General features: G+C 70.0%; 19 protein-coding genes. 9 read left to right on the forward strand and 10 right to left on the reverse strand.

Features of this window, described 5'->3' with window-relative positions; all coding sequences use genetic code 11:
- The first annotated feature begins 150 nt into the window (after positions 1-150).
- The 3 genes from RZ1_RS12540 to phoH2 all read left to right on the forward strand — a co-directional run bounded on the left by RZ1_RS12540 (position 151) and on the right by phoH2 (position 4,345).
- A complete protein-coding gene (locus RZ1_RS12540; RefSeq protein ID WP_072812286.1) occupies positions 151-1,341 on the forward strand; it encodes a DUF885 domain-containing protein in 1,191 nt (396 codons plus the stop codon).
- 94 nt (positions 1,342-1,435) lie between these two features.
- Positions 1,436-2,731, forward strand: coding sequence for a serine hydroxymethyltransferase (gene glyA, locus RZ1_RS12545; RefSeq protein WP_072812288.1), 1,296 nt, complete (start codon positions 1,436-1,438; stop codon positions 2,729-2,731).
- A 246-nt stretch (positions 2,732-2,977) separates the two neighbouring features.
- Positions 2,978-4,345, forward strand: a complete 1,368-nt coding sequence (gene phoH2 / locus RZ1_RS12550; protein ID WP_174565199.1) for an RNA 5'-3' helicase PhoH2 — start codon at positions 2,978-2,980, stop codon at positions 4,343-4,345.
- A 75-nt stretch (positions 4,346-4,420) separates the two neighbouring features.
- On the opposite strand, the gene RZ1_RS12555 is transcribed toward phoH2, so the two are convergent.
- The 3 genes from RZ1_RS12555 to RZ1_RS12565 are packed head-to-tail and all read right to left on the reverse strand — an operon-like array spanning position 4,421 to position 6,901.
- Complete coding sequence (locus tag RZ1_RS12555; protein WP_068158571.1) at positions 4,421-4,819, reverse strand: carboxymuconolactone decarboxylase family protein; 399 nt, start codon at positions 4,817-4,819, stop codon at positions 4,421-4,423.
- Between the two features lie 49 nt (positions 4,820-4,868).
- Positions 4,869-5,300: a limonene-1,2-epoxide hydrolase family protein gene (locus RZ1_RS12560; protein ID WP_072812292.1), complete on the reverse strand. Its 432-nt coding sequence runs from the start codon at positions 5,298-5,300 to the stop codon at positions 4,869-4,871.
- Positions 5,297-6,901, reverse strand: a complete 1,605-nt coding sequence (locus RZ1_RS12565) for a serine hydrolase (protein WP_072812294.1) — start codon at positions 6,899-6,901, stop codon at positions 5,297-5,299. Before RZ1_RS12565 ends, RZ1_RS12560 begins: the two co-directional genes overlap by 4 nt.
- A 299-nt stretch (positions 6,902-7,200) precedes the next feature.
- On the opposite strand from RZ1_RS12565, the gene RZ1_RS12570 reads away from it, so the two are divergent.
- Both RZ1_RS12570 and RZ1_RS12575 read left to right on the forward strand, forming a co-directional pair.
- The gene (locus RZ1_RS12570; RefSeq protein ID WP_238071976.1) at positions 7,201-8,853 is read left to right on the forward strand and encodes a hypothetical protein; all 1,653 of its coding nucleotides are present in this window, start codon (positions 7,201-7,203) and stop codon (positions 8,851-8,853) included.
- A 54-nt stretch (positions 8,854-8,907) separates the two neighbouring features.
- The gene (locus RZ1_RS12575; protein ID WP_072812298.1) at positions 8,908-9,099 is read left to right on the forward strand and encodes a hypothetical protein; all 192 of its coding nucleotides are present in this window, start codon (positions 8,908-8,910) and stop codon (positions 9,097-9,099) included.
- A 28-nt stretch (positions 9,100-9,127) separates the two neighbouring features.
- Here RZ1_RS12575 and RZ1_RS12580 read toward each other — a convergent pair whose 3' ends face one another.
- Both RZ1_RS12580 and glpX read right to left on the reverse strand, forming a co-directional pair.
- On the reverse strand, positions 9,128-10,537 hold the full coding sequence (locus RZ1_RS12580) for a class II fumarate hydratase (protein WP_072812300.1): 1,410 nt from the start codon (positions 10,535-10,537) through the stop codon (positions 9,128-9,130).
- 94 nt (positions 10,538-10,631) lie between these two features.
- The gene (gene glpX, locus RZ1_RS12585; RefSeq protein WP_072812301.1) at positions 10,632-11,666 is read right to left on the reverse strand and encodes a class II fructose-bisphosphatase; all 1,035 of its coding nucleotides are present in this window, start codon (positions 11,664-11,666) and stop codon (positions 10,632-10,634) included.
- Positions 11,667-11,851: 185 nt separating this feature from the next.
- Between glpX and RZ1_RS12590 the strand changes: the two genes are divergently transcribed.
- Complete coding sequence (locus tag RZ1_RS12590) at positions 11,852-12,421, forward strand: DUF4245 domain-containing protein (protein WP_072812303.1); 570 nt, start codon at positions 11,852-11,854, stop codon at positions 12,419-12,421.
- A gap of 19 nt (positions 12,422-12,440) precedes the next feature.
- Here RZ1_RS12590 and RZ1_RS12595 read toward each other — a convergent pair whose 3' ends face one another.
- Genes RZ1_RS12595 through RZ1_RS12605 form a run of 3 tightly spaced genes read right to left on the reverse strand, consistent with a single transcriptional unit; the run spans position 12,441 to position 14,579 of the window.
- The gene (locus RZ1_RS12595; RefSeq protein ID WP_072812305.1) at positions 12,441-12,671 is read right to left on the reverse strand and encodes an exodeoxyribonuclease VII small subunit; all 231 of its coding nucleotides are present in this window, start codon (positions 12,669-12,671) and stop codon (positions 12,441-12,443) included.
- A 37-nt stretch (positions 12,672-12,708) separates the two neighbouring features.
- Positions 12,709-13,956: an exodeoxyribonuclease VII large subunit gene (gene xseA, locus RZ1_RS12600; RefSeq protein ID WP_072812306.1), complete on the reverse strand. Its 1,248-nt coding sequence runs from the start codon at positions 13,954-13,956 to the stop codon at positions 12,709-12,711.
- Positions 13,953-14,579 (reverse strand): lipid droplet-associated protein, encoded by a 627-nt coding sequence (locus RZ1_RS12605; protein ID WP_072812308.1) that lies wholly within the window; start codon positions 14,577-14,579, stop codon positions 13,953-13,955. Before RZ1_RS12605 ends, xseA begins: the two co-directional genes overlap by 4 nt.
- A 102-nt stretch (positions 14,580-14,681) precedes the next feature.
- On the opposite strand from RZ1_RS12605, the gene RZ1_RS12610 reads away from it, so the two are divergent.
- Entirely contained in the window at positions 14,682-15,686 is a 1,005-nt protein-coding gene (locus RZ1_RS12610) for a 4-hydroxy-3-methylbut-2-enyl diphosphate reductase (RefSeq protein ID WP_072812310.1), read from the forward strand.
- Positions 15,687-15,694: 8 nt separating this feature from the next.
- On the opposite strand, the gene RZ1_RS12615 is transcribed toward RZ1_RS12610, so the two are convergent.
- A complete protein-coding gene (locus RZ1_RS12615; RefSeq protein ID WP_072812311.1) occupies positions 15,695-16,630 on the reverse strand; it encodes a DUF6542 domain-containing protein in 936 nt (311 codons plus the stop codon).
- Between the two features lie 22 nt (positions 16,631-16,652).
- Positions 16,653-17,816, reverse strand: coding sequence for a DNA recombination protein RmuC (locus RZ1_RS12620; protein WP_072812313.1), 1,164 nt, complete (start codon positions 17,814-17,816; stop codon positions 16,653-16,655).
- Between the two features lie 88 nt (positions 17,817-17,904).
- Here RZ1_RS12620 and RZ1_RS12625 point away from each other — a divergent pair, with 88 nt between their 5' ends.
- Positions 17,905-19,092, forward strand: coding sequence for an exonuclease SbcCD subunit D (locus tag RZ1_RS12625; RefSeq protein ID WP_072812364.1), 1,188 nt, complete (start codon positions 17,905-17,907; stop codon positions 19,090-19,092).
- Positions 19,089-22,064 carry an AAA family ATPase gene (locus tag RZ1_RS12630; protein ID WP_072812314.1) on the forward strand — a complete coding sequence of 992 codons (2,976 nt, stop codon included), beginning with the start codon at positions 19,089-19,091 and terminating at the stop codon, positions 22,062-22,064. Before RZ1_RS12625 ends, RZ1_RS12630 begins: the two co-directional genes overlap by 4 nt.
- The last annotated feature ends 1 nt before the right edge of the window (position 22,065 follow it).

Below are 22,065 nucleotides of genomic sequence, written 5' to 3' on the forward strand. Positions count from 1 at the left end.
AACCGGCGGCACAGCCCGGGAGCGGCTTGCGACGTAGGAAGTCCATGCACCGAATTGTGCGCGTTGCCACAGGGGCGTGTCCGCCCGGGGTCCCGGATCGAAGTGTCCGGCCACGTCGCGTCGCCGCGTGAGCGGCTAGTGTTCCGAAACATGGGATCGGACGCTTTCGTGCGGGAATATCTGCTGCTCGGGCTCGCTTTCGACCGGCTGGAGGAGGGCTTCGTCGACGCCTACACCGGCGACGCGTCGCTGCGTCGCCGGGTCGAGAACGCGCCGAAACCGGACCCTCGTGATCTATCCCACACCGCGAAGCGGCTCCGCGCGGATCTCGCGAGCGCCGGACTGTCCGACGAGCGCACCCGGTTCCTCGACGTGCACCTGCGCGCAATGGACTGCTCCGCGCGCAAATTCGCAGGTGAGGACATCGCCTTCGTCGACGAGGTCGAGGCGTACTTCGACGTGCGCATCGCGCCCGGCGACGAGGACGACTACCGCGATGCGCACCGCCGCCTCGACGCACTGCTCCCCGGGCCGGGACCGCTCGCCGAACGCCTGCAGGCCCACCGCAAGAGTGAGATCGTGCCCGCCGACCGGCTCGCCGAGTGCGTCGAGGCGTTCTCGAGCGCATTGCGCGACAAGGTACGCGCGGTGTACCCGCTGCCGGAGACCGAGCGGATCGAATACGAGGTGGTCGGCGACAAACCGTGGTCGGGTTTCAACTACTACCTGGGTGACTACCGCTCTCGCGTCGCCATCAATTCCGACCTCGAGCAGCACATGTCGCACTTGCCGCGCCTGATCGCTCACGAGGCGTACCCGGGGCATCACACCGAACACTGCCGGAAGGAAGCGGGTCTGGTGGCCGGTGGACAGGCCGAGCAGACGCTGTTCCTGGTCAACACCCCGCAGTGCCTCATGGCGGAGGGCCTGGCCGACCTCGCGCTCGAGGCGATCGTCGGCCCGGGATGGGGACGGTGGGCGCAGGAGATCTATGCCGACCTCGGCCTGCGTTTCGACGGCGAGCTGGCCGAGAAACTGCACGAGGCGTCCGCCGGCCTGCTGTCGGTGCGCCAGGACGCCGCGCTGCTGCTACACGACCGCGGTCGCAGCCACGACGATGTCGCCGCATTCCTGCAGCGCTGGTCGCTGTCGACTCCGGAGCGGGCACGGCAGTCGTTGCGGTTCCTGTCGTCGCCGCTGTGGCGCGCATACATCAGCACGTACGTGGAGGGATACCGGTTGCTCGGCGGCTGGCTCGCGCAGGTCCCGGCCGGTGCGGAGCGCGCCGAACGGTTCGGCCGGCTGCTCGACGAGCCGTTGGTGCCGAGTTCCCTGCGGTGACCTCGGTCACGGCAGGGTCCCGGGTTCCTGAATTCGGGATGCGCTTCGTAGACTGGACGTCGTATCCTGCCGCCCCCAGCTTGGAGAATCCTCGATGACCACCGTGCCTGGCACCGACGTCAACACCGCCGCGCTCGCCGATCTCGACCCGGAAGTCGCGCAGGCGATGGCCGGTGAGTTGTCCCGGCAGCGCGACACCCTCGAGATGATCGCGTCGGAGAACTTCGTGCCGCGCGCTGTGCTGCAGGCGCAGGGCAGCGTGCTGACCAACAAGTACGCCGAGGGTTACCCGGGTCGCCGCTACTACGGCGGCTGCGAGAACGTCGACATCATCGAGGATCTGGCCCGCACCCGCGCCAAGGAACTGTTCGGTGCGGACTTCGCGAACGTGCAGCCGCATTCGGGCGCCCAGGCGAACGCCGCGGTGCTCATGGCGCTGATGACGCCGGGAGAGAAGCTCCTCGGCCTCGACCTCGCGCACGGTGGTCACCTCACGCACGGCATGAAGCTGAACTTCTCCGGCAAGCTGTACGACGTCGCGTCCTACGGGGTCAGCAAGGAAGACCACCGCATCGACATGGACGAGGTCCGCGACATCGCGCTGCGGGAGAAGCCGAAGGTCATCGTCGCAGGCTGGTCGGCGTACCCGCGTCACGAGGACTTCGCCGCCTTCCGCTCGATCGCGGACGAGGTCGGCGCCTACCTGTGGGTCGACATGGCGCACTTCGCGGGCCTGGTCGCCGCGGGCCTGCACCCGTCGCCGGTGCCCTACGCCGACGTCGTGTCCACCACCGTGCACAAGACCCTCGGCGGCCCCCGCTCGGGTCTGATCCTGGCCAAGCAGGAGTGGGCGAAGAAGCTGAACTCGGCGGTGTTCCCGGGGCAGCAGGGCGGACCGCTCATGCACGCGATCGCCGCAAAGGCCGTCGCCCTGAAGATCGCCGCAGGCGAGGAGTTCAAGGACCGTCAGCAGCGCACCCTCTCGGGCGCGAAGATTCTCGCCGAGCGCCTGTCGCAGGCCGATGTCGCCGGCAAGGGCATCTCCGTGCTCACCGGCGGCACCGACGTGCACCTGGTGCTCGTGGACCTGCGCAACTCGCAGCTCGACGGTCAGCAGGGTGAGGACGCGCTGCACGAGGTCGGCATCACCGTCAACCGCAACGCCGTGCCGTTCGATCCGCGTCCGCCGATGGTCACCTCCGGTCTGCGCATCGGCACCCCCGCGCTCGCGACCCGCGGTTTCGGAGACGAGCAGTTCACCGAGGTCGCGGAGATCATCGCCCAGACCCTCATCGGGGGCGCCGATGCCGACGCCCTGCGCGCTCGCGTGAGCAAGCTGGCTCAGGACGTGCCGCTGTACGAGGGCCTCGAGAACTGGTCGCTCATCTAGCGGTCCGCCCGCGTTAACGCATTCTTCACCGACACGCCCTGCGCTCATCGAGCGTTCAGGGCGTGTCGGCGTTAGCGTCGAGGTGTGGTCGACACAGTTGCCGGCTACGCGGGAGGTCCTGGTCGTGGCTGAGCCATTCAGTGCGAGGGGCCGGCACCCGGCCCTCGTGTCCGTCACGGACACCCGGGACGACCGGCCCACCGAGAATGACACCTGCGTGGTGCCGCGCAGGTCTAGGAGCCTCACGTGACCGCAACACGCTCCGTCCCCGCTCGCACCGGACGTCGCTCCGCGACGAAGTCCGGGGTGAAGAAATCGTCCGTACGCACGTACGTTCTGGACACCTCGGTGTTGCTCTCCGATCCGTGGGCGGTGACCCGCTTCGCGGAACACGCGGTGGTCCTGCCGCTGGTGGTGATCGGTGAACTCGAGGGCAAACGGCATCATCACGAACTCGGCTGGTTCGCACGCGAATCGCTTCGTCTGCTCGACGATCTGCGGCTGCAGCACGGTCGTCTCGATCGGCCGATCCCGATCGGTGATGCCGGCGGAACCCTCCACGTGGAGCTGAACCACACCGATCCGTCGGTGCTGCCCGCCGGGTTCCGGACCGACGACAACGATTCTCGGATACTGGCGTGCGCGCTCAATCTCGCGGCCGACGGGCGGGACGTGGTGCTGGTCAGCAAGGACATTCCGTTGCGGGTGAAGGCGGGCGCGGCGGGCCTGCCCGCCGACGAGTACCACGCGCAGGACGTGGTGATCTCCGGCTGGACGGGTATGGCCGAGCTCGAGGTCGACCGTGCCGTGATCGACACCCTGTTCTCCGAGGGGGTCGTCGACCTGGATGAGGCGCGGGATCTTCCGTGCCACACCGGGATCCGAATGCTCGGTGGGGCATCGAGCGCGCTGGGCCGGGTCACCGCGGACAAGCGGGTGCAGTTGGTGCGCGGGGACCGGGAGGCGTTCGGGCTGCACGGGCGTTCCGCGGAGCAGCGTGTGGCGCTGGACTTGTTGCTCGACGATTCGGTCGGCATCGTCTCCCTCGGTGGGAAGGCCGGCACCGGCAAGTCGGCGCTCGCGTTGACCGCCGGCCTGGAAGCGGTGCTCGAGCGGCGCACCCAGCGCAAGGTCGTGGTGTTCCGCCCGCTGTACGCGGTCGGCGGCCAGGAACTCGGCTATCTCCCGGGCAGTGAGAGCGAGAAGATGGGACCCTGGGCGCAGGCGGTGTTCGACACCCTCGACGGGCTCGCCAGCCCCGCGGTGATGGAGGAGGTGATCAGCCGCGGGATGCTGGAGGTGTTGCCGCTCACGCACATTCGTGGCCGGTCGCTGCACGATTCGTTCGTGATCGTCGACGAGGCGCAGTCGCTCGAACGCAACGTGCTGCTCACCGTGCTGTCCCGGCTGGGGTCCGGTTCCCGGGTGGTACTCACACATGATGTCGCGCAACGCGACAACCTGCGGGTGGGCCGTCACGACGGTGTCGCCGCGGTCATCGAGAAGCTCAAGGGGCACCCGCTGTTCGCGCACGTGACCCTCACCCGCAGCGAGCGGTCGCCGATCGCCGCACTGGTCACCGAGATGCTCGAGGAATTCGCCCCCGGAGCCTGAATCTCGTTGGGTGATGGGAACCTTCAGTCGGTACGACCGGCTGAAGGTTCCCATCGCCCCCAGGGCGCCGGTGGATCAGGCGGGGCCGAGTTCGGCCTCGAGGACCTCCTGGGTGACGCGCATCGCGGCGAGGGCGGCGGGGGAGCCGCAGTAGGCGGCCGAATGGATGACCGCTTCGGTGATCTCCGTGCGGGTCAGGCCGTTTCGGAGTGCGCCGCGGATGTGGCCGCGCAGTTCGTTCTCGGCGCGCAGGGCGATGAGCATGCCGATGTTCAGCAGGCTGCGGCTGCGGCGATCGAGGCCGGGGCGGGACCACACCGCACCCCAGGCGTGCTCGGTCACGAACTCCTGCAAGGCTTCCGAATCGGTACCGCGGGCACGGTCGAAGGCGCGCTCGACGAAGTCGTCGCCCATCACCTCCCGGCGGATCTCGAGTCCGGCCTCGAAACCGGGGGTGTGCTCGGCGTCGCTCATCCTATTGCTCCCTGTTCACGCCGCCGAACGGTTCGGCGGCGTGAGAATTCTACGACCGGCGCAGCACCGCCCGTACGAGACCGGTCGCGGTGGCCCCCAGGAACGTGGCCATGTCGTAGTGGTCGCGCCACACCAGGATCCGGCCGTCCCGCACCTCGAACGTGCCGCACACCCAGAACCGGGCCGACACGCGGCCCACCCGCAGCACGTCGGTGCGCTCGGTCAGTACCGCACCGCTCCCGTCATCCGCGATGTGATGTATCACCACATCGAAACCGACCGAGGGACGGGACATTCCGTCGAGTATGCGGCGCACCCTCGGGAGTCCGCGCACCGTCGGCAGTCCCGTGTTGTGCCAGGTGATGTCGGGATCGAGCAGGGCCGCCGCGGCGGCGACGTCCGATGCTGACAGTGCGTCGAAGAAGTTGCGCACCACCGCGATGGTGGACTCGGGGGTGGTGGTCGTGTCGGGTGTGGTCATGATGTTCCCTCTCTGGTGAAGGTTCCCAGGCCGTCGGTGTCCCAGTACTCGAATGTCACCGTGTCGGGCGTGAACGTCGCTGTCGAGATCGTCCCGTCCGGGGCGTTCTCGCCGGTGACCTCGAACGTGAACACGTCGCCGTCCCGATGGGTCAGTGGGTAGGTCTGTTCTCTCGGCCCGATCGTGAGAAGCAGACCGCCGTCCCGCTCGTCGATGCGTGCCGGCCCGAAGTACGGATTGCCGTAGGTTCCGGTGTAGTCGCCGAGAGGCTTCGCCCGCGCCGGATCCGCGGGCGGCGCCTGGCCGACGAGCGCACCCTTCGGGTCGGCATAGCCCGAGTACGCCTGCTTGTACAGCCCGGCCCAGTCCTCGCGGATCTCCCCGAACTGAACCAGGTCGACGAACTCGGCGTTGAGGGTGTCGGGGACCCCGATCGGGGCGGCGTTGGTGAGCGTGACGATCGCGACGTCGGCCGACGGGACCGCGGTGAACGCCGTCGCCGCACCGAGCGCGAACGCCCCGGCGTGGCCTACCGAGGTCCGTCCCGACGCGAGCGTTCCGACGTTGAATCCGTAGCCGTAGAAGCCGGCCCGGGCGTCCGGTGTCCCCGGGGCATGCGACACCACCTGCGGGGACAGTGCGGGCTGCAGCGCTTTCGCGTCGACGACCGTGCGGCCTCCGAACTGCCCGTCGGCGAGCAGCATGGTGAGCCATTTCGCCATGTCGTTCACCGACGAGGAGACCCCGCCGGCCGGTGACTGCGCATCCGGATCGCGGACCTCCCGGGCGACGTACTGCCCGTCGACCAGGATGTGCCCCGGTGCCCGGTTGTCCCGTTCGGTGAAGTCCTGGAATCGGGAACTGGTCGAGCTCATGCCGAGAGGCTCGTACAGCACCCGTCGGGACAGGTCTGCCCAGTCCGCACCCGCCGCGTCCGCGACCGACTGCGCCGCCGCGGTCACACCGAAATTCGTGTAGTCGTAGGTGATCCGGAACGGTGACAGGGGAAGCAGACGCAGTCGTTCGAGGACCTGCGTGCGGTCGTAGCCGAGATCCTCGAGCTCGTCTCCCGCGTGGTCGGGTAGCCCCGACCGATGCGCGTACAGGTCGCCGACGGTGACCTGTTCGGTTACATACGGATCGGCGAGCGCGAACGCAGGCAGGTGCTCGATCACGGGAGTGTCCCAGCCGACCGTGCCGTCACCGACCTGCTGGGCGACGACGGTCGCGCCGACCGGTTTCGACATCGACGCGAGCTGGAATACCGTGTCCACATCGACCGGATCGTCGGAACCGGCCGCGCGGACGCCGAAACCCTTCGCGTACACGGTTTCCCCTCCGTGCACGACCGCGACCGCCATGCCGGGGATCCCGGTACGATCCAGCAGTTGCTGCGCGAGGTCGTCGAGTTGTGCGACCGCGTCGTCGATCTGCCCGTCCGGAATGGGTACTCCCGCAACCCGGTCGGGGGTCAGGTCCGATGTCTGCGCCGGTTGCGACGGGGGTCTGTCCCGCTCGCTCGTGTCGATCGAGACACACGCTGTCGTCGAGGCCGTGAGAGCGAGCACGGCACCGAGCGTGAAGCGATGGAATGCACGCATGTGCAGCCTTTCCGTCCGTCGCATGATAGTCCCGACCGACACTGCCTGTCGGCGAAACCGTACCCCGCGGCGGTGGAACTGCGACGATCCGGACGAGTCGGTGCGACTCGCGACGAGACGCGACCGGGTGGCCCTGCGCGAAGGGACGCACGTGGTCGCGGCCGGCGCCTCGGTTCCGTGATTCCGGCGGAACCGACCGCTCTGCCCGGGTTCAATACACCGGGGACGGGTGGGAGCGGAAGGGGTGGACGTTGGCGGGAATCGTCGCACGAATCGGGGGTGCCACGGTGGCGGTGGCCGTGAGCTGGGCACTTGCACCGGCGGTCGTGAGTGCCGGACCCGCCGGCCGGATCGAGACGCCCTACGTCTCCTCGGCGCCGCTGGCCGAGCGGGTGGTCGGATCGGTTGTGTCGGTTCCCGTCCCGCTGCCCGCCGACGCGGGGCCTCGGCCCGCGGCGTGCGACCGCCTCTCGTACCTGCGCTGGCGTTCGGCCGACGGCCCGGAGAACTCGGCAGATTCCGACCGGATCCTTGTGGCGCAACCGGGAATCTTCGAAGGCGCGGGCGCCTTCGAGAGTGTCGCCCGGAACACGGTCGTCGCTGCCGCGGAGCGGGGCGCGCACATCGAGTTCTGGGCGCTCGACCGGCGATCGAACTGCCTCGAAGACCACACCGGCGCCAGCGAGGCGCTGCGCACCGGGCTCCTCGACACCGCAACGGACTACTACTTCCACGGCGCCGAGATCGACGGGCGCCGATTCGCCGGTTACGCCGACGGAGCAGATGCCGCGTGGCTGTCGCACGTCGGACTCGAGCAGACCCTCCACGACGAATACGACCTGCTGCGCCACGAGCTTCCGGACCCGCAGGTGCGCCGGGAGAAGGTGCTGTGCGGTGGGCATTCGCTCGGCGGATTCATCACCGGGTACTTCGCTGAATGGGACTTCGACGGCGACCCGAACACCACCGGGGACGCCGGATACAACCAGTGCAGAGGGTATTTCGCGCTCGACACGGTTATCCGTGCCGGGATGCCGCTCCGGGAAGCCGATGTGCTGGTGTCCGGTCTTCCGGAACCGGTCTCCGCGGCGCTGACCGCGCTGAACGGAGCGGTATCCACTGCATCTCCCGTGCTGGCGCTTCCGGCAGTGATCAATCCGGCCACGACGAACCTATTGGCGCTCACCGGACTTGCCGCACGTCTCGACCCCGAGGGTGTGGACGGCATCATCCGCCGGATGCCGCGCGATGCGAACGTCGACTGGACACTGCGGTCGCTGCTGGCGAAGGACTACGGCGTGTTCGTCACCGGGATGCCGGATGTGCGGACGCTGACCGCGACGAACGAGGCCGTCCTCGGCGCGATCCTCGACGACAACTCGCAACCGTTCGGGTTCCTGCAGTCCAGCGTCGGGTTCACCACCGGAGCATCCCTGGAGGACAAGACCTTTCCGCTTCCCAGTACACCGGAGATCGCGGCGACCGGTATGTTCGGTGACGCACCGAAGGTGGCGCCGGCCGTGTACGGCGATCCCGGCGCCGTGTACCGGTGGCTCGACTACGACGAGGCCGGCACCGCGACATCGCTGCCGGACGAGGCACGACACACGAATCCTGCCAGCGAGGTCACGTCGATGTCCGAACTGGCTCGGAACCTTTCGGAACCGCCCCTGGACTTCACCGAATGGTACTTCCCGACGAAGCTGCCGCTCGACCTCTCGTCGGATTCCGGTCGTGCCGGGCACCTCCATCGGGACGGGGTGTCACGGAACCCGGTCCTGACGTTGCGGGCCGGCGGGGGACTGCACCTGCCCGAGACGCACCATCCGGACGAACAGCTGGTGGACCTGCCGGGATACAACCACATCGACGTGCTCACCGCCGCGGCCGACCAGAACGACGGGCGGCCCGAACGGGTCTCGCAGGCACTGGCCGAGTTCGCGACGGCCTGAACCGCTCTGCCCGCCGGAACGTTTGGAGGACTACGTCGCCGGGAAGCCGTCGTCATGGCTACATATCGAGTGATCAACCCGGAGGGCGAGGTCGTGGACACCCGCGACATCGACAGCGCGGAGGACGCGCACGCCTGGTTCGTCGACCGGCGCGCCGACAACAGCGAGCTCGGCTGGCGGATGGAGGCCCGGCACGAGGACGGCACCTGGCACTTCTTCGACGACACCGAGGGTGCGGCGCAGTGATGACCCCAGCTCCGCGCCCCGCCGCTGTCTAGGATTCGCCCTGGACCTTCGTCATCGCGAGCACGTCGAGCCGCCGGTCCAGTTCCTCCTCGGTCAGGCCGTCGCCGATCAGACCCCGGTCGATCACGGTTTGCCGGATCGTCTTCTTCTCCCTCAACGCCTGCTTGGCGACCGCGGCGGCCTCCTCGTATCCGATCGACGAGTTCAGCGGCGTCACGATCGACGGCGAAGATTCCGCCAGCGTCCGCAGATGTTCGACGTTCGCCTCCAACCCGGTGATGCATCGGTCCGCGAACAGTCGGGAGACATTCGCGAGCAGCCGCAGCGACTCGAGCAGATTCCGGGCCATCACCGGGATGTACACGTTCAGTTCGAACGCGCCGGCCGCGCCACCCCACGCGACCGTCGCGTCGTTCCCGACGACCTGTGCCGCGACCTGCGTGACCGCCTCGGGGAGAACAGGATTGACCTTGCCCGGCATGATGGAGCTGCCCGGCTGCAGGTCGGGTAACCGGATTTCTCCGAGTCCGGTCAGGGGACCGGATCCCATCCACCGGATGTCGTTGGCGATCTTCGTCAGCGACACCGCGATCGTGCGCAGCGCACCCGATGCTTCGACGAGCCCGTCACGCGCGGCCTGTGCTTCGAAGCTGTCGCGGGCCGGCCGCAGGTCGCCGAGACCGGTGGATTTCACCAGTTCCGCGACGACCAGCGGCCCGAACCCGTCGGGAGCATTGAGCCCGGTGCCGACGGCGGTGCCGCCGATGGGCAGCTCACCGAGCCGCGGCAGGCCGGCCCGCACCCGTTCGATCCCGGCCTCGATCTGCCGGGCGTATCCGCCGAACTCCTGCCCGAGCGTCACCGGCACCGCGTCCATCAGATGCGTGCGCCCAGACTTGACGACGGTCCGCCACTCGGCGGCCTTCTCGACGAGCGCCGCGTGCAGGTGCTCGAGGGCGGGAATCAGATCGCGCACGGCAGCTTCGGTGGCGGCGACGTGCGTCGAGGTGGGGAATGTGTCGTTCGACGACTGCGACATGTTGACGTGGTCGTTGGGATGCACCGTCACCCCGTTCCGGGCGGCGATCGACGCGATGACCTCGTTGGCGTTCATGTTCGAACTGGTGCCGGACCCGGTCTGGAAGACGTCGATGGGGAACTGATCGTCGTGCTCCCCGGCGGCGATCTCACCGGCCGCCGCGATGATCGCGTCGGCCTTGTCTGCGTCGAGCAGACCCAGATCCTTGTTGACCTGCGCGCACGCCGCCTTGAGCAGGCCGAGCGCCCGGATCTGGGCGCGCTCGAGGCCGCGGCCCGAGATGGGGAAGTTCTCCACGGCGCGCTGCGTCTGCGCGCGCCACAGGGCGTCGACCGGAACCCGGACCTCGCCCATCGTGTCGTGTTCGATGCGGAACTGCGGTTCGCTGTTCTCAGTCATGAACCTCAGCTTGCCACCGTCCCGGCTGCGCCGCCGGTGTGTCATTCTGGCGCCCTCTGGCCGCCAGAATGACACACCGGCGCGAAGCGCACTGTCAGGGCAGCGGCGGCTGCGCTCCGGCGACCCCGGTGAAGTTGATCGACGAGAACTCGTTCAGCTTCTCGAGGCGGTGGTAGGCCTCGATCATGCGGACCGTGCCGGACTTGCTGCGCATGACGATCGACTGGGTGGTCGCGCCGCCGCCGTAGTACCGCACGCCCTTGAGCAGGTCGCCGTCGGTGACGCCGGTAGCGCAGAAGAAGATGTTCTCGCCGGTGACGAGTTCCTCGGTGGTCAGCACCCGGTCCAGGTCGTGGCCGGCGTCGAGGGCCTTCTGCCGTTCGGCGTCGTCCTTCGGGGCGAGCTTGCCCTGCAGCGCGCCACCCATGCAGCGCAGCGCGGCCGCGGCGATGATGCCCTCCGGGGTACCGCCGATGCCGAGGAGTATGTCGACGCCGGAGTCGGGGCGGGCGGTCGCGATCGCACCGGCGACGTCGCCGTCGGAGATCAGGCGGATCCGCGCACCGGTCTCGCGGGTCTCACGGATGATCTCGGCGTGACGCGGACGGTCGAGGATCGTGACGGTCGTGTCGGAGACCGCGCGGTTTTTGGCCTTCGCGACGCGGCGGATGTTCTCGGCGACACCGGCGGAGAGGTCGATGACGTCGGCGGCCTCGGGACCCACGGCGATCTTGTCCATGTAGAACACGGCCGACGGATCGAACATGGCGCCGCGTTCGGCGACCGCGAGGACCGCGATCGATCCGGGTGCACCCTTCGACATCAGCGTGGTGCCGTCGATCGGGTCGACGGCGACGTCACACAGCGGGCCGTCGCCGTTGCCGACCTCCTCGCCGTTGTACAGCATCGGGGCTTCGTCCTTCTCGCCCTCGCCGATCACCACGATGCCCTGCATCGACACCGAGCTGACCATGTGACGCATCGCGTCGACGGCGGCACCGTCGCCGCCTTCCTTGTCGCCGCGGCCGACCCAGCGGCCTGCTGCCATCGCCGCGGCCTCGGTGACACGGACCAACTCGAGGGCGAGGTTGCGGTCCGGAGCTTCGCGGCGCGATGGGGTGGCCGTCATGGGCTACTGCCTCCTGATGCTGTTCGGTCGACGCCGTGCGTCGACGCGAGGGACGGCCGCCGGGTCGCGGGCCGTCGAATCCGATGGTGGTTCAGGTTGCAATTGTCTCATCAGCGCCGGGCCGGTGGAGGCTCGGACCCGGACCGGCCGCTGCCGGTGCCGGCGGAGGCTGTCAGACTGGGCGGGTGGCTTCCGAGAAACCCCGCATCCTGAACGACTCCCGTGATATGGCCTGGTCGCTGATTCCGCTCGTCCTGGCCTGCCTCGTCATCGCGGCGATCGCAAGCCAGTGTTCGTTCAGCCCGGGCGGCCCCACGGCCGGTCCGGTGCCGAGTTTCGACATCGATGCCGGTCTCCGGTACGACGCGAAGGAGCTGGGATTCCCGATCCGGCATCCGGAGGTCCCCGAGGACTGGCAGGCCAACTCGGGTAGCCGCAGCATCATCACCGGCCAGCAGGGCGGCGACTCGAGCACTGTCGGGTTCATCACCCCGGCCGGTCGCTACGTGCGCCTCACCCAGTCCGACGCCGGCACCGACGAGCTCGTGCGGTTCGTCGCAGGTTCGAGCCGGTTCGTCACCGGGACCGAAAGCATCGACGGCCGCGACTGGACGGTGTACGCCGAGGAGGGTGCCGAGCCGCTGTGGGTCTCGGACTTCGGTGACGTGCGCATCCTGATCGGTGGATCCGGCGACGAAGCCGAGTTCGCCACGATCGCCGCGGCGACGAACGCAGCGCAACCGCTCACCCCGTGAGCCGTGCGACCGGGCCGGTCTAGCTGGCCCGGTTGTCGTCCTCGCCGTGGGACAGGGCGTTCTCGACGCGTTGCCGAGCGCCGGCCAGGTGCTCCTCACACCGCTTGGCCAGTGCTTCGCCACGCTCCCACAGTGCCAGCGACTCGTCCAGGTCCAGACCGCCCTGCTCGAGCATCTTCACCACGTTGACCAGCTCGTCGCGGGCCCGTTCGTAGCCGAGCTCCGCCACATCCGCGTTCGTGTCACTCACAACGTCATCCTCGCCGTCACTGCTCTCGACCTGGTCGTCACTGCTCTCGTCCCATCACCGCGGCTCGTGCGGCTCCGTCGCCGACCCGGACCCGCAACTGGGTTCCCGGGGGCATTTCGTCGATCGACCGGACGACCTCCGGGTCCCCGTCCGGCAGTATCCGCTGCACAACCGCGTAGCCGCGCGCGAGGGTCGCCGCCGGACCCAGCGTCGCCAACCGGGCCCGCAGATGCTCGATCGTGGTGGTCTGTGCCGCCAGCACCCGATCGATGTCGCGTCGACCTGCCTGCCGCAGCCGCTCGACCTCCTCGCCCCGCTGGCCGACGGCGCGCAACGGATCGGCCAGCACCGGCCGGCTCCGCAACTGGGCCACCACGTGCTCCTCGCGGCGCACCCAGTTGCGCAGCGCCGATGCGGCCCGCGCCCGCAGATCGTCGACGAGCCCCTGCTCGGCCACGGCGTCCGGCACGACCCGCTTGGCCGCATCGGTCGGGGTCGCGGCCCGCAGATCGGCCACGTGATCGCACAGCGGACTGTCCGGTTCGTGGCCGATCGCGCTGACCACCGGTGTCGTGCACGCGACGATCGCCCGGCACAACGTCTCGTCGGAGAACGGCAGCAGATCCTCGACGCTGCCACCGCCGCGGGCCAGGACGATGACGTCCACCGCAGGGTCGGCGTCGAGTTCGGCGAGCGCGTCGAGGATCTGCGGCACCGCGGTCGGACCCTGCACCGCGGTGTTGCGGATCTCGAACCGCACCGCGGGCCACCGTCGCTGCGCCACCGACACCACGTCGTGCTCGGCGGCGCCGCCGCGCCCGGTGATCAGCCCGATACGGCCGGGCAGGAACGGCAGCGGACGCTTGAGCCGCGGATCGAACAGGCCTTCCGCGGCGAGCAGCGCGCGCAGTCGTTCGATGCGGGCGAGCAGCTCACCGATACCGACCGCGCGGATCTCGGTGACACGCAGCGAGACGCTGCCGCGCGTCGGCCAGAACGACAGCTTCCCGAACATCACGACCCGCGCGCCCTCGGTCAGCGTCACCGGCGAGTTGTGGATCAGCTGCGGTGAGCACGTCACCGACAGCGACATGTCCACCGACGGATCACGCAACGTCAGATACGCCGTGCGGGTGCCGGGACGCACATTCATCTGGGTGATCTGGCCCTCGACCCAGATCGTGCCGAGCCGGTCGATCCAGCCCGCGACCTTCTGCGACACGGTGCGCACCGGCCACGGATTGTCCGCGGAGTTCGGTTGGGTGGTGGGATGTGCCGAGGTCACTTCGCGGTGCTGGTCGTGATCCGGTTGGACAGCATCGTCACGAACGGCGCCCGAGCCCTGGTGGCGTTCTCGTAGTCGAGCAGCGCCGTCAGATCCTCCACCGACAGGGTGCGCAGCCGCGCGCGCAGCTGCGCGAGGGTCAGCGAACTGTAGTCGAGGTACTCGGCGATCTCGGGTATTCCGGCCGCCGGTGCGGTCTCCGGCGCGGAATCGGCCGGCTTCGTGCTCTCCGCCGCCTTCGGCGCGGCGGGCTTCTGCACCGATGCCGGTTCGGCAGCATCGGCGTCGACAGCCGGCGGCATCGAATACAGGGCGAACCGGCCCGGCGCCTCGGACTGTTCCGCACCGTTGTTCGCGGCCCGGGCGTCCGGCCCCGGCGCGTCCTCGTCGAACACCGCCCACTCCGGGGTTTCCTCGGCCCGGGCGCCCAGCGCCTCGAACAGGCGATCCCCCTTGATCGCGAGCGCGGTCATCGACTGCTGGACCCGCATCGTCGTCTGCAGGACCTGACTGACCGTCGTCATCGGCAGCGCGAGCGCCGTCGACGGCAGCTTGAGGGTCTCTTCGTAGGCGGTGACGGCGACCCCGGCCGCCACCCGAGCCATGAACGGTGGACGGATCATGCCCCCAAGACTGCCTCACGAACCCCGTGATTGGTAGCCGAGACGGGGCGCCGCCGGTAGCCGGGACGGGCTCTGTCCCGTGACGGCCCGTACGCTGGAGGCATGTCTGTGCCTGTTCCACTCGAAGTCGGTATCACACGGTCGGCGGGGACCGCGGCGGCAGGGAAGCGGGTGCTGCTCGCCGAGCCCCGCGGATACTGCGCCGGAGTCGACCGCGCGGTCGAGACCGTGGAGAAGGCCCTCGAGAAGCACGGAGCGCCGATCTACGTGCGCAAGGAGATCGTCCACAACCGGCACGTGGTGGACACGCTCGCCGAGCGCGGGGTCGTGTTCGTCGACGAAACGGACGAGGTGCCCGCCGGATCGGTGCTGGTCTTCTCCGCGCACGGGGTGTCCCCGGCGGTCCACGCGGCGGCCGCCGCCCGCGACCTGCACACCATCGACGCGACCTGCCCGCTCGTGACCAAGGTTCATCAGGAAGCGAAGCGCTTCGCCCGCGACGACTACGACATTCTGCTCATCGGGCACGAAGGCCACGAGGAGGTCGAAGGTACCGCCGGCGAGGCCCCGGACCACGTGCAACTGGTCGACGGCCCCGGCGCCGTCGACGCCATCCGGGTCCGCGACGAGGCGAAGGTGATCTGGCTGTCGCAGACCACGCTGAGCGTCGACGAGACCATGGAGACCGTCAAACGGCTGCGCGAGAAGTTCCCGCTGCTGCAGGACCCGCCGAGCGACGACATCTGCTACGCCACCCAGAACCGGCAGGTCGCGGTCAAGGCGATGGCGCCCGAGTGCGACCTGGTGATCGTCGTCGGATCACGCAACTCGTCGAACTCGGTGCGACTGGTCGAGGTCGCCCTCGGTGCCGGCGCGAAGGCCGCGCACCTGGTCGACTACGCGCGTGAGGTCGATCCCGCGTGGCTCGACGGCGTCCAGACCGTCGGCATCACCTCGGGTGCGTCGGTGCCCGAGATCCTCGTGCGCGGTGTACTCGATCTGCTTTCCGAACACGGCTACCGCGACGTGCAGACCGTCACCACGGCCAACGAGACCCTGGTGTTCGCCCTGCCGCGCGAGCTGCGCGCAGCCCGGCAAGGCGGCTGAGCCGCACCTCAGTCCTCGTAGCGGTCGCGGTAACGCACCGCGGGCGGCGGATACGCCGGGGTGCTCACCTGCGGCCGGGGTGTCGCGCGGAGGGGGGCCTGCCGCTCGGGTTGTACCTCGCGGCGTGTCGGGTCCGGTTCGCGGCGCGACACCGGTTCGGCCCGTCGAGGGCGACCGTCGTCCACCGGCCGGCGCTGAACGGCCGGGTTGTCGCGGGTGTCGGCGACCTGCCGCACGGACGCCTTCTTCGGGGCGGACGGCTCGCGTTCCCGACGGGGACGGGCGGGCTTCTGCGGGGCAGGGTCCGGGCTCGGCCGCGAGCGAGCCGGTGCCGTCGCTGCCCGCGGCCGTGCAACGGGTTCGTCGACGGTGTCCCGACGGGGAGCGGTCGCGCGTTCGGGGGTCTTCTGACTCGCCGGACGCGACCGCTTGGCGGCAGCGGTCCTCGTTGCCGAGCCCTTCGATGCCGAGTTCCGGGATCTCGTCGCCGCCGCGGGACGACCCGTCCCGTCCTGCTGGGCCAGATAGATGCGGACACCCCCGATGACCAGTACCGCTGCGGTCGCGACGAGCATCGCCGGGAACCGGTTCACCAGCGGATACGCGACATTCAGGGCGAGGTCCCGCAGGCCCGAGCCGCTCGATTCGAACAGCAACTCCTGGGCGAGTGGAATCGCCGTCACCAGCAGCAGCGGCGGCTGCGCCATCGCGGTGAACACACCGCGATGCTGCACTGCGACGACCGCGGCGATGCACCCGAGCACGTAGAACACGGAGAAGACCGTCGTCAGCTCGTCACCGCGGAACGCGTCGAGCACAGCGCCGAGCAGCGTCGCCCCGGCGGCGATGACGATGGCACCCCACCAGGGCACTCCGGGCATGGTCGGAGCCAGCGAGCGCATGTCGAGCGGCACCGCCGAGCGAGCACGTTGGGATGCAGACACACATAAACAGTAGACGGTCGAATCAGATTGCTTCGTCGACCGGACCGGCCGAATCCGGCGTTTCGGTGGGTGTGGTGCGTCGCGGCCACGCATCGACCCGGTGCACCTCGGGCACGTCGCCGTCGAAGATCTCCAGTTCACTGAGCTTGCGGGCGGTCACCCCGACGCGGGTCTCCATCGACGACACCGTCAGGTTGAACGAATCGACCGCCTTGCCGAGCTGCGCGCCGAGCCGGTCGAGGTGGGTGCCGACGGTGCCGAGCCGCTGATACAGCTCGCGGCCGAGCCGGTGGATCTGCGCGGCGTCCCGCGACAACGCCTCCTGCCGCCACGTGTGCGCGATGGTCCGCAGCAACGCCACCAGCGTCGTGGGTGTCGCGAGGATCACGTTCCGGCCGAACGCGTACTCCAGCAGACCCCCGTCCGCGGTGAGCGCAGCATCCAGGAACGGATCGCCCGGCACGAACAGCACCACGAATTCGGGGGTCGGATCGAACGACTCCCAGTACGCCTTCGCGGACAGCTGATCGATGTGGGTGCGCAGTTGCCGGGCGTGTCGCGCCAGATGCCGATCGCGTTCGGCGATGTCCTCTTCCTGCGCCGCGTCGAGATATGCGGCGAACGGGACTTTCGCGTCCACGACGATCTGCTTGCCGCCCGCGAGATACACGAGCAGGTCCGGACGCACTCCCTCGGCGGCGACCTGCGTGTCGAAATCGCAGTGCCGGACCATCCCGGCGAGTTCGACGACCCGCTCGAGCTGGATCTCACCCCACCGGCCCCGCACCTGCGGTGCCCGCAACGCCGTCACGAGCTGCTGGGTCTGCTGAGACAGCGACTGCGACGCGCGGTGCATGCCCTCCACCTGCTCGGTCAGCCCCGCATACGCGTGCACCCGGTTTCGCTCGACATGCTCGACCTGACGGGCCAGCGCGCCCACCGCGTCCTGCAGCGGTCCCACCAGCCGCGACACCTGCTCGCCGATCGCGCCGGACTGGCGGCGTGCCGCGTCTTCGCTGACCGCGCCGAGCGACTGCCGCAACTGCGTCTCGTTGTCGCGCAGCGCCGCGAGCTGCGCCTCCGCGCGCGCGGCCCGGTCGCCGGTCCGCGACGCTTGCGCCAGCCACCCCAGACCGAACCCGAGAACGAGCGCCACGATCAGCCCGAGTGCCGTGAGAGCAGTCATGAGGCGGATGATGCCGCACCGGACCGACATCCTGTGGGCGACTCACCCCGAACCGGACGTGTCGGTGCGGTCCTCTACGGTCGTCGCCATGCGGATCCTGCACACCTCCGACTGGCACATCGGCCGCACCTTCCACGGTGTGGACCTGCTGGGAGACCAGGCACGCGCACTGACCGCGATCGCCGAGCTGGTCGCGGCGCGCGCCGTCGACGTCGTTGTCGTGCCCGGCGACGTGTACGACCGGTCGATTCCCAGCTCGGACGCCGTCGCGGTGTGCAACGCCGGTCTCGAAGCGATCCGCGACGCCGGCGCGATCATCGTCGCGACGTCCGGCAACCACGACTCACCGGTGCGGCTCGGCGCCGGCGCGGCGTTCGCCGCCAAGGGTGGTCTGCACCTGATCACGAAGGTGTCCGAGCTGGACCGGCCGGTGATCCTCGACGACGACCACGGCCCGGTCGCGTTCTACGGCATCCCCTACCTCGAACCGGAGATCACCCGGGCCGAACTGGGCGTGCCGAAGGCCCGCTCGCATCAGGAGATCCTCGACGCCGCGATGAGCCGGGTTCGCGCCGACGCCGAGGCGCGCGGCGGCCGGACGGTGCTGCTCGCGCACGCGTTCGTCGTCGGGGGAGAGGCCACCGGATCGGAACGGTCCATCTCGGTCGGCGGTGTCGAAACCGTGTCGGCATCCGCGTTCGACGGCGTGGACTACGTCGCGCTCGGGCACCTGCACTCTCCGCAGACGGTCGCCGAGCACGTTCGCTATTCGGGGTCGCCGCTGCCGTACTCGTTCGGCGAGCGCAGCCACCGCAAGGCGGTGTGGCTCGTCGACCTCGGCGAGACCGGCCGGACGTCGGTCGAGCGGGTCGACCTTCCGGTCGTGCGAGGTCTGAGCCAGCTGTCCGGAACACTCGAGGATCTGCTCGCCGATCCCGCGCACACCGGTGCGGAGGATCATTACGTGGCGGCCGAGCTGTCCGATGCGGTCCGCCCGCTCGATGCGATGCGGCGGCTGCAGAAGCGGTTCCCCCACGCGGTGCACGTCGTCTGGCAACGCCCCGACCCGATGCCGGGAACCACCTACCGGGAGAAGGTGCACGGACGCAGTGACGTCGAAGTCGCGTGCGCGTTCCTGTCGGATGTGCGGTCGGAGCCGTCGCGGCGAGAAGCCCGCTGGATCGAACAGGCATTGCGAGAAGCGGACCGGGCCGGCGGCGACCGCGCCCCCGCCGCCGCCGGCGCCGAGATCGGCGCGGCGGAGGTGCCGGCGTGAGGCTGCATGCACTCGAGGTCACGGCGTTCGGGCCGTTCGCCGACACGGTCCGGGTCGACTTCGACGAACTCGGCGCCGACGGGCTGTTCCTGCTGCACGGCCGCACCGGGGCGGGCAAGACCTCGATCCTCGATGCGGTGGCGTTCGCTCTCTACGGAACCGTGCCCGGGGCGAGGGCCGAGGGGCGGCGGCTGGTGTCCGATCACGCTGCCGCCGGTGCCGTCCCGCAGGTGATGCTCGAGGCGACGATCGCCGGCCGGCATCTGCGCATCCTCCGCAGCCCCGAGTACGAACGTGCGAAGCTGCGCGGTACGGGCACGACCAAGGAGAAGGCGAAGGCGACGCTGATCTGGCTCGACGGGTCGGGGGAGAACCTCTCGCGGCACGAGGACATCGGTGAGGTCGTCGGCGCGCTGCTCGGCATGAGCGCAGCGCAGTTCTTCCAGGTCGTGCTGTTACCGCAGGGAGAGTTCGCGAAGTTCCTCCGGGCCGACAGCAAGGAACGCGGCGCGCTGCTCGAGCGGCTGTTCGACACGACGGTCTTCGGCGACGTCGAGAAGTGGTTCCGCGATCGCGCGGCGGCGGGCGCCAAGAAGCTCGCCGAGCAGCAGAAGAAGGTGGACGTCCTCAGCGCGAAGGTCGACGCGTCGGCCGGGATCGAGGCCGGCGCCGACGCCGACCCCGTCGGGTGGGCACGCAAGCTGCGGGAGGACGCGGCCGACACCCGGGACAGCACGGTCGCCCGGCTCGGTGCCGCCCGCGAGGCGGACCACACCGCCCGCGCCGCGCTCGAGGATGCGGTCGCGCTGGCGCGTCGACTGGAGCGCCGAGCCGCCGCGCACGCCGATCTCGCGGAACTCGATGCCGCTGCGGACGAGCGGGCTGCGCTCACCGCCGAGCGGGCGGCTGCGTTGCGGGCTGCGCCGGTCGCGGTGACCGGCGCGGAGTCGCGCCGGGCCGCGGCCGCCGCCGCGTCGGCGCTGCAGGCGGCGGCCGATGCTGCCGCCGCACTGGCCGACGACGAGGCCCGTGTGCTGATCGACGATCTGCCCGAGCAGCCGCAGGACAGCGACCGCGATCGGATCCGGCCACACGAACAGCGGTGGTCCGCGGAGGTTGTGCGGCTCGATGACCTGCTCGCGCAGCAGCGTCGCGTCGCGACCCTCGACGACGAGCGGTCGCGGCTGGACGAGCGTCGCCGCACGCTCGCCGCCGAGCTCGCACAACTCACCGCGCAGCGGGACACGCTGCCCGCGCGCCGCACCGAGGCCGCCGACGCCGTCCGCGCCGCGGAACAGGCCGCCGCGGGGCTGCCCGGTCTCGCCGCGACACGCGATCGCACAGCCGATGCGGTCGCTGCGGCGAACGAACTTGCCTCGCGCAGTGTCGAACTCGGAAAGCGAGAGCAGCGCGTCGTGGAGTTGCGCACTGCGCATCTCGATGCCCGCGCCGCGCTGCTCGACGTCCGCGAGCGGCGGATCGCCGGTATGGCAGCCGAATTGGCGGCCGAGCTGGTCGACGGGCGGGAGTGTGCGGTCTGCGGATCCACGGACCATCCCGCGCCGGCGCGGCCCGCGCCGGGCACCGTCACCAAGGCCGACGAGGACGTGGCTCGTGAGGCCGAGCAGCGTGCCGACGCGGCGCTCACCGACGCAACGGCTGCGGTCGCGGAGACCGCGAATGTCATTGCGGCCCTGCGGCAACGGTGTGGCGACCGCCCGGTCGACGATCTGGCCGCCGAACGCGACGCCGCCGGGGCGGCGCACGACGCGGCCGCCGCGGAGGCAGGGGAACTCGATCGACGCCGCGCGCAGGTCGCCACGCTCGAACGGCTCGACGCCGACCTGCAGGAGCGGCTGCGCACCACACAGACCGAGGTCGCGGAGGTTGCGCAGGCCGACGCGGTCGCTGCCGCCGAAGCGGACGAGATCCGGGCGCGCATCCACGCGGCGGTCGGCGACGGGGGTTCGCTCGTCGACCGCCGCGCGCAGTTGGCGGCGCTCGCGGCCGCCGCGACCGAGCTGCTCGACAGGAGGATCGCCGCGGCCCGGGCCCGGACCTTCGCCGGCGAGCGGGCCCGCGACGCCGAGCGGGCCGCCACCGACGCCGGATTCGACGACCTGGAGGCCGCGCTGGCCGCCGTGCGACCCGCGGCGCGGCTGGGCGAGATCGACGCGCTCGTCCGCACCGCCGAGGAGGCGCGCGCGGTCGCGGCGGCCACCCTCGCCGATCCCGAGATCGCGACGCTCACCGGAGACGAGGCGGTCGACGTCGCGGCACGACAGGACGCCGCGACCGCCGCCGCCGCCGAGCTGCACGCGGCGCTCGCCGCCGCCTCGGAGGCCGATCGGCGTCTCGCGGACATCGACAAGTACACGATGCGGCTCGAGCAGGAAGACGCGAAGCTCGCGCCGCTGCGCGCCGAGCAGAACGAACTGGCCGGGCTGGCGGACGTGATCGCCGGTGGCGGGCAGAATTCCCGGAAGATGTCGCTGCGGTCCTATGTGCTCGCGGCGCGGCTCGAGGAGGTCGCGGAGGCGGCGTCGGAGCGGTTGCGTCGCATGTCGGGCGGACGCTACGAGTTCGTGCACTCGGATGCCGCGGGCAGCCACGGCAGACGCGGTGGGCTGGGCCTCGACATCCACGACGAATACACCGGGATGGTGCGGTCGACGAAGACGCTGTCGGGTGGTGAGTCGTTCCAGGCGTCGCTCGCGTTGGCGCTCGGGCTCGCCGACGTCGTCGCCGCCGAATCCGGGGGACTCGTTCTCGACACGATGTTCATCGACGAGGGCTTCGGCACGCTCGACGCCGACGCTCTCGACTCGGTGATGGGGGTGCTCGACGAACTGCGCGCCGGTGGTCGTGTCGTCGGGGTGGTGAGCCACGTGGACGAGATGCGTCAGCGCATCCCGAGCCGGCTGCACGTGGTCCGCGGCCGGGCAGGCTCGACCGTCGAGATCGCGAGCTGAG

The sequence above is a fragment of the Rhodococcus zopfii NBRC 100606 = JCM 9919 genome, assembly GCF_001895025.1.
GTDB classification, from domain to species: Bacteria; Actinomycetota; Actinomycetes; order Mycobacteriales; family Mycobacteriaceae; genus Rhodococcus; species Rhodococcus zopfii.

What these genes read in the sequence shown, in the direction of transcription:
- RZ1_RS12540 (WP_072812286.1), top strand. Translation starts at nt 151, where the DNA reads ATGGGATCGGACGCTTTCGTGCGGGAATATCTGCTGCTCGGGCTCGCT.
- RZ1_RS12565 (WP_072812294.1), bottom strand. Translation starts at nt 6,901, where the DNA reads ATGCGTGCATTCCATCGCTTCACGCTCGGTGCCGTGCTCGCTCTCACG.
- RZ1_RS12580 (WP_072812300.1), bottom strand. Translation starts at nt 10,537, where the DNA reads ATGACTGAGAACAGCGAACCGCAGTTCCGCATCGAACACGACACGATG.
- RZ1_RS12555 (WP_068158571.1), bottom strand. Translation starts at nt 4,819, where the DNA reads ATGAGCGACGCCGAGCACACCCCCGGTTTCGAGGCCGGACTCGAGATC.
- RZ1_RS12625 (WP_072812364.1), top strand. Translation starts at nt 17,905, where the DNA reads ATGCGGATCCTGCACACCTCCGACTGGCACATCGGCCGCACCTTCCAC.
- glpX (WP_072812301.1), bottom strand. Translation starts at nt 11,666, where the DNA reads ATGACGGCCACCCCATCGCGCCGCGAAGCTCCGGACCGCAACCTCGCC.
- RZ1_RS12605 (WP_072812308.1), bottom strand. Translation starts at nt 14,579, where the DNA reads ATGATCCGTCCACCGTTCATGGCTCGGGTGGCGGCCGGGGTCGCCGTC.
- RZ1_RS12620 (WP_072812313.1), bottom strand. Translation starts at nt 17,816, where the DNA reads ATGACTGCTCTCACGGCACTCGGGCTGATCGTGGCGCTCGTTCTCGGG.
- RZ1_RS12560 (WP_072812292.1), bottom strand. Translation starts at nt 5,300, where the DNA reads ATGACCACACCCGACACGACCACCACCCCCGAGTCCACCATCGCGGTG.
- RZ1_RS12610 (WP_072812310.1), top strand. Translation starts at nt 14,682, where the DNA reads ATGTCTGTGCCTGTTCCACTCGAAGTCGGTATCACACGGTCGGCGGGG.
- RZ1_RS12575 (WP_072812298.1), top strand. Translation starts at nt 8,908, where the DNA reads ATGGCTACATATCGAGTGATCAACCCGGAGGGCGAGGTCGTGGACACC.
- glyA (WP_072812288.1), top strand. Translation starts at nt 1,436, where the DNA reads ATGACCACCGTGCCTGGCACCGACGTCAACACCGCCGCGCTCGCCGAT.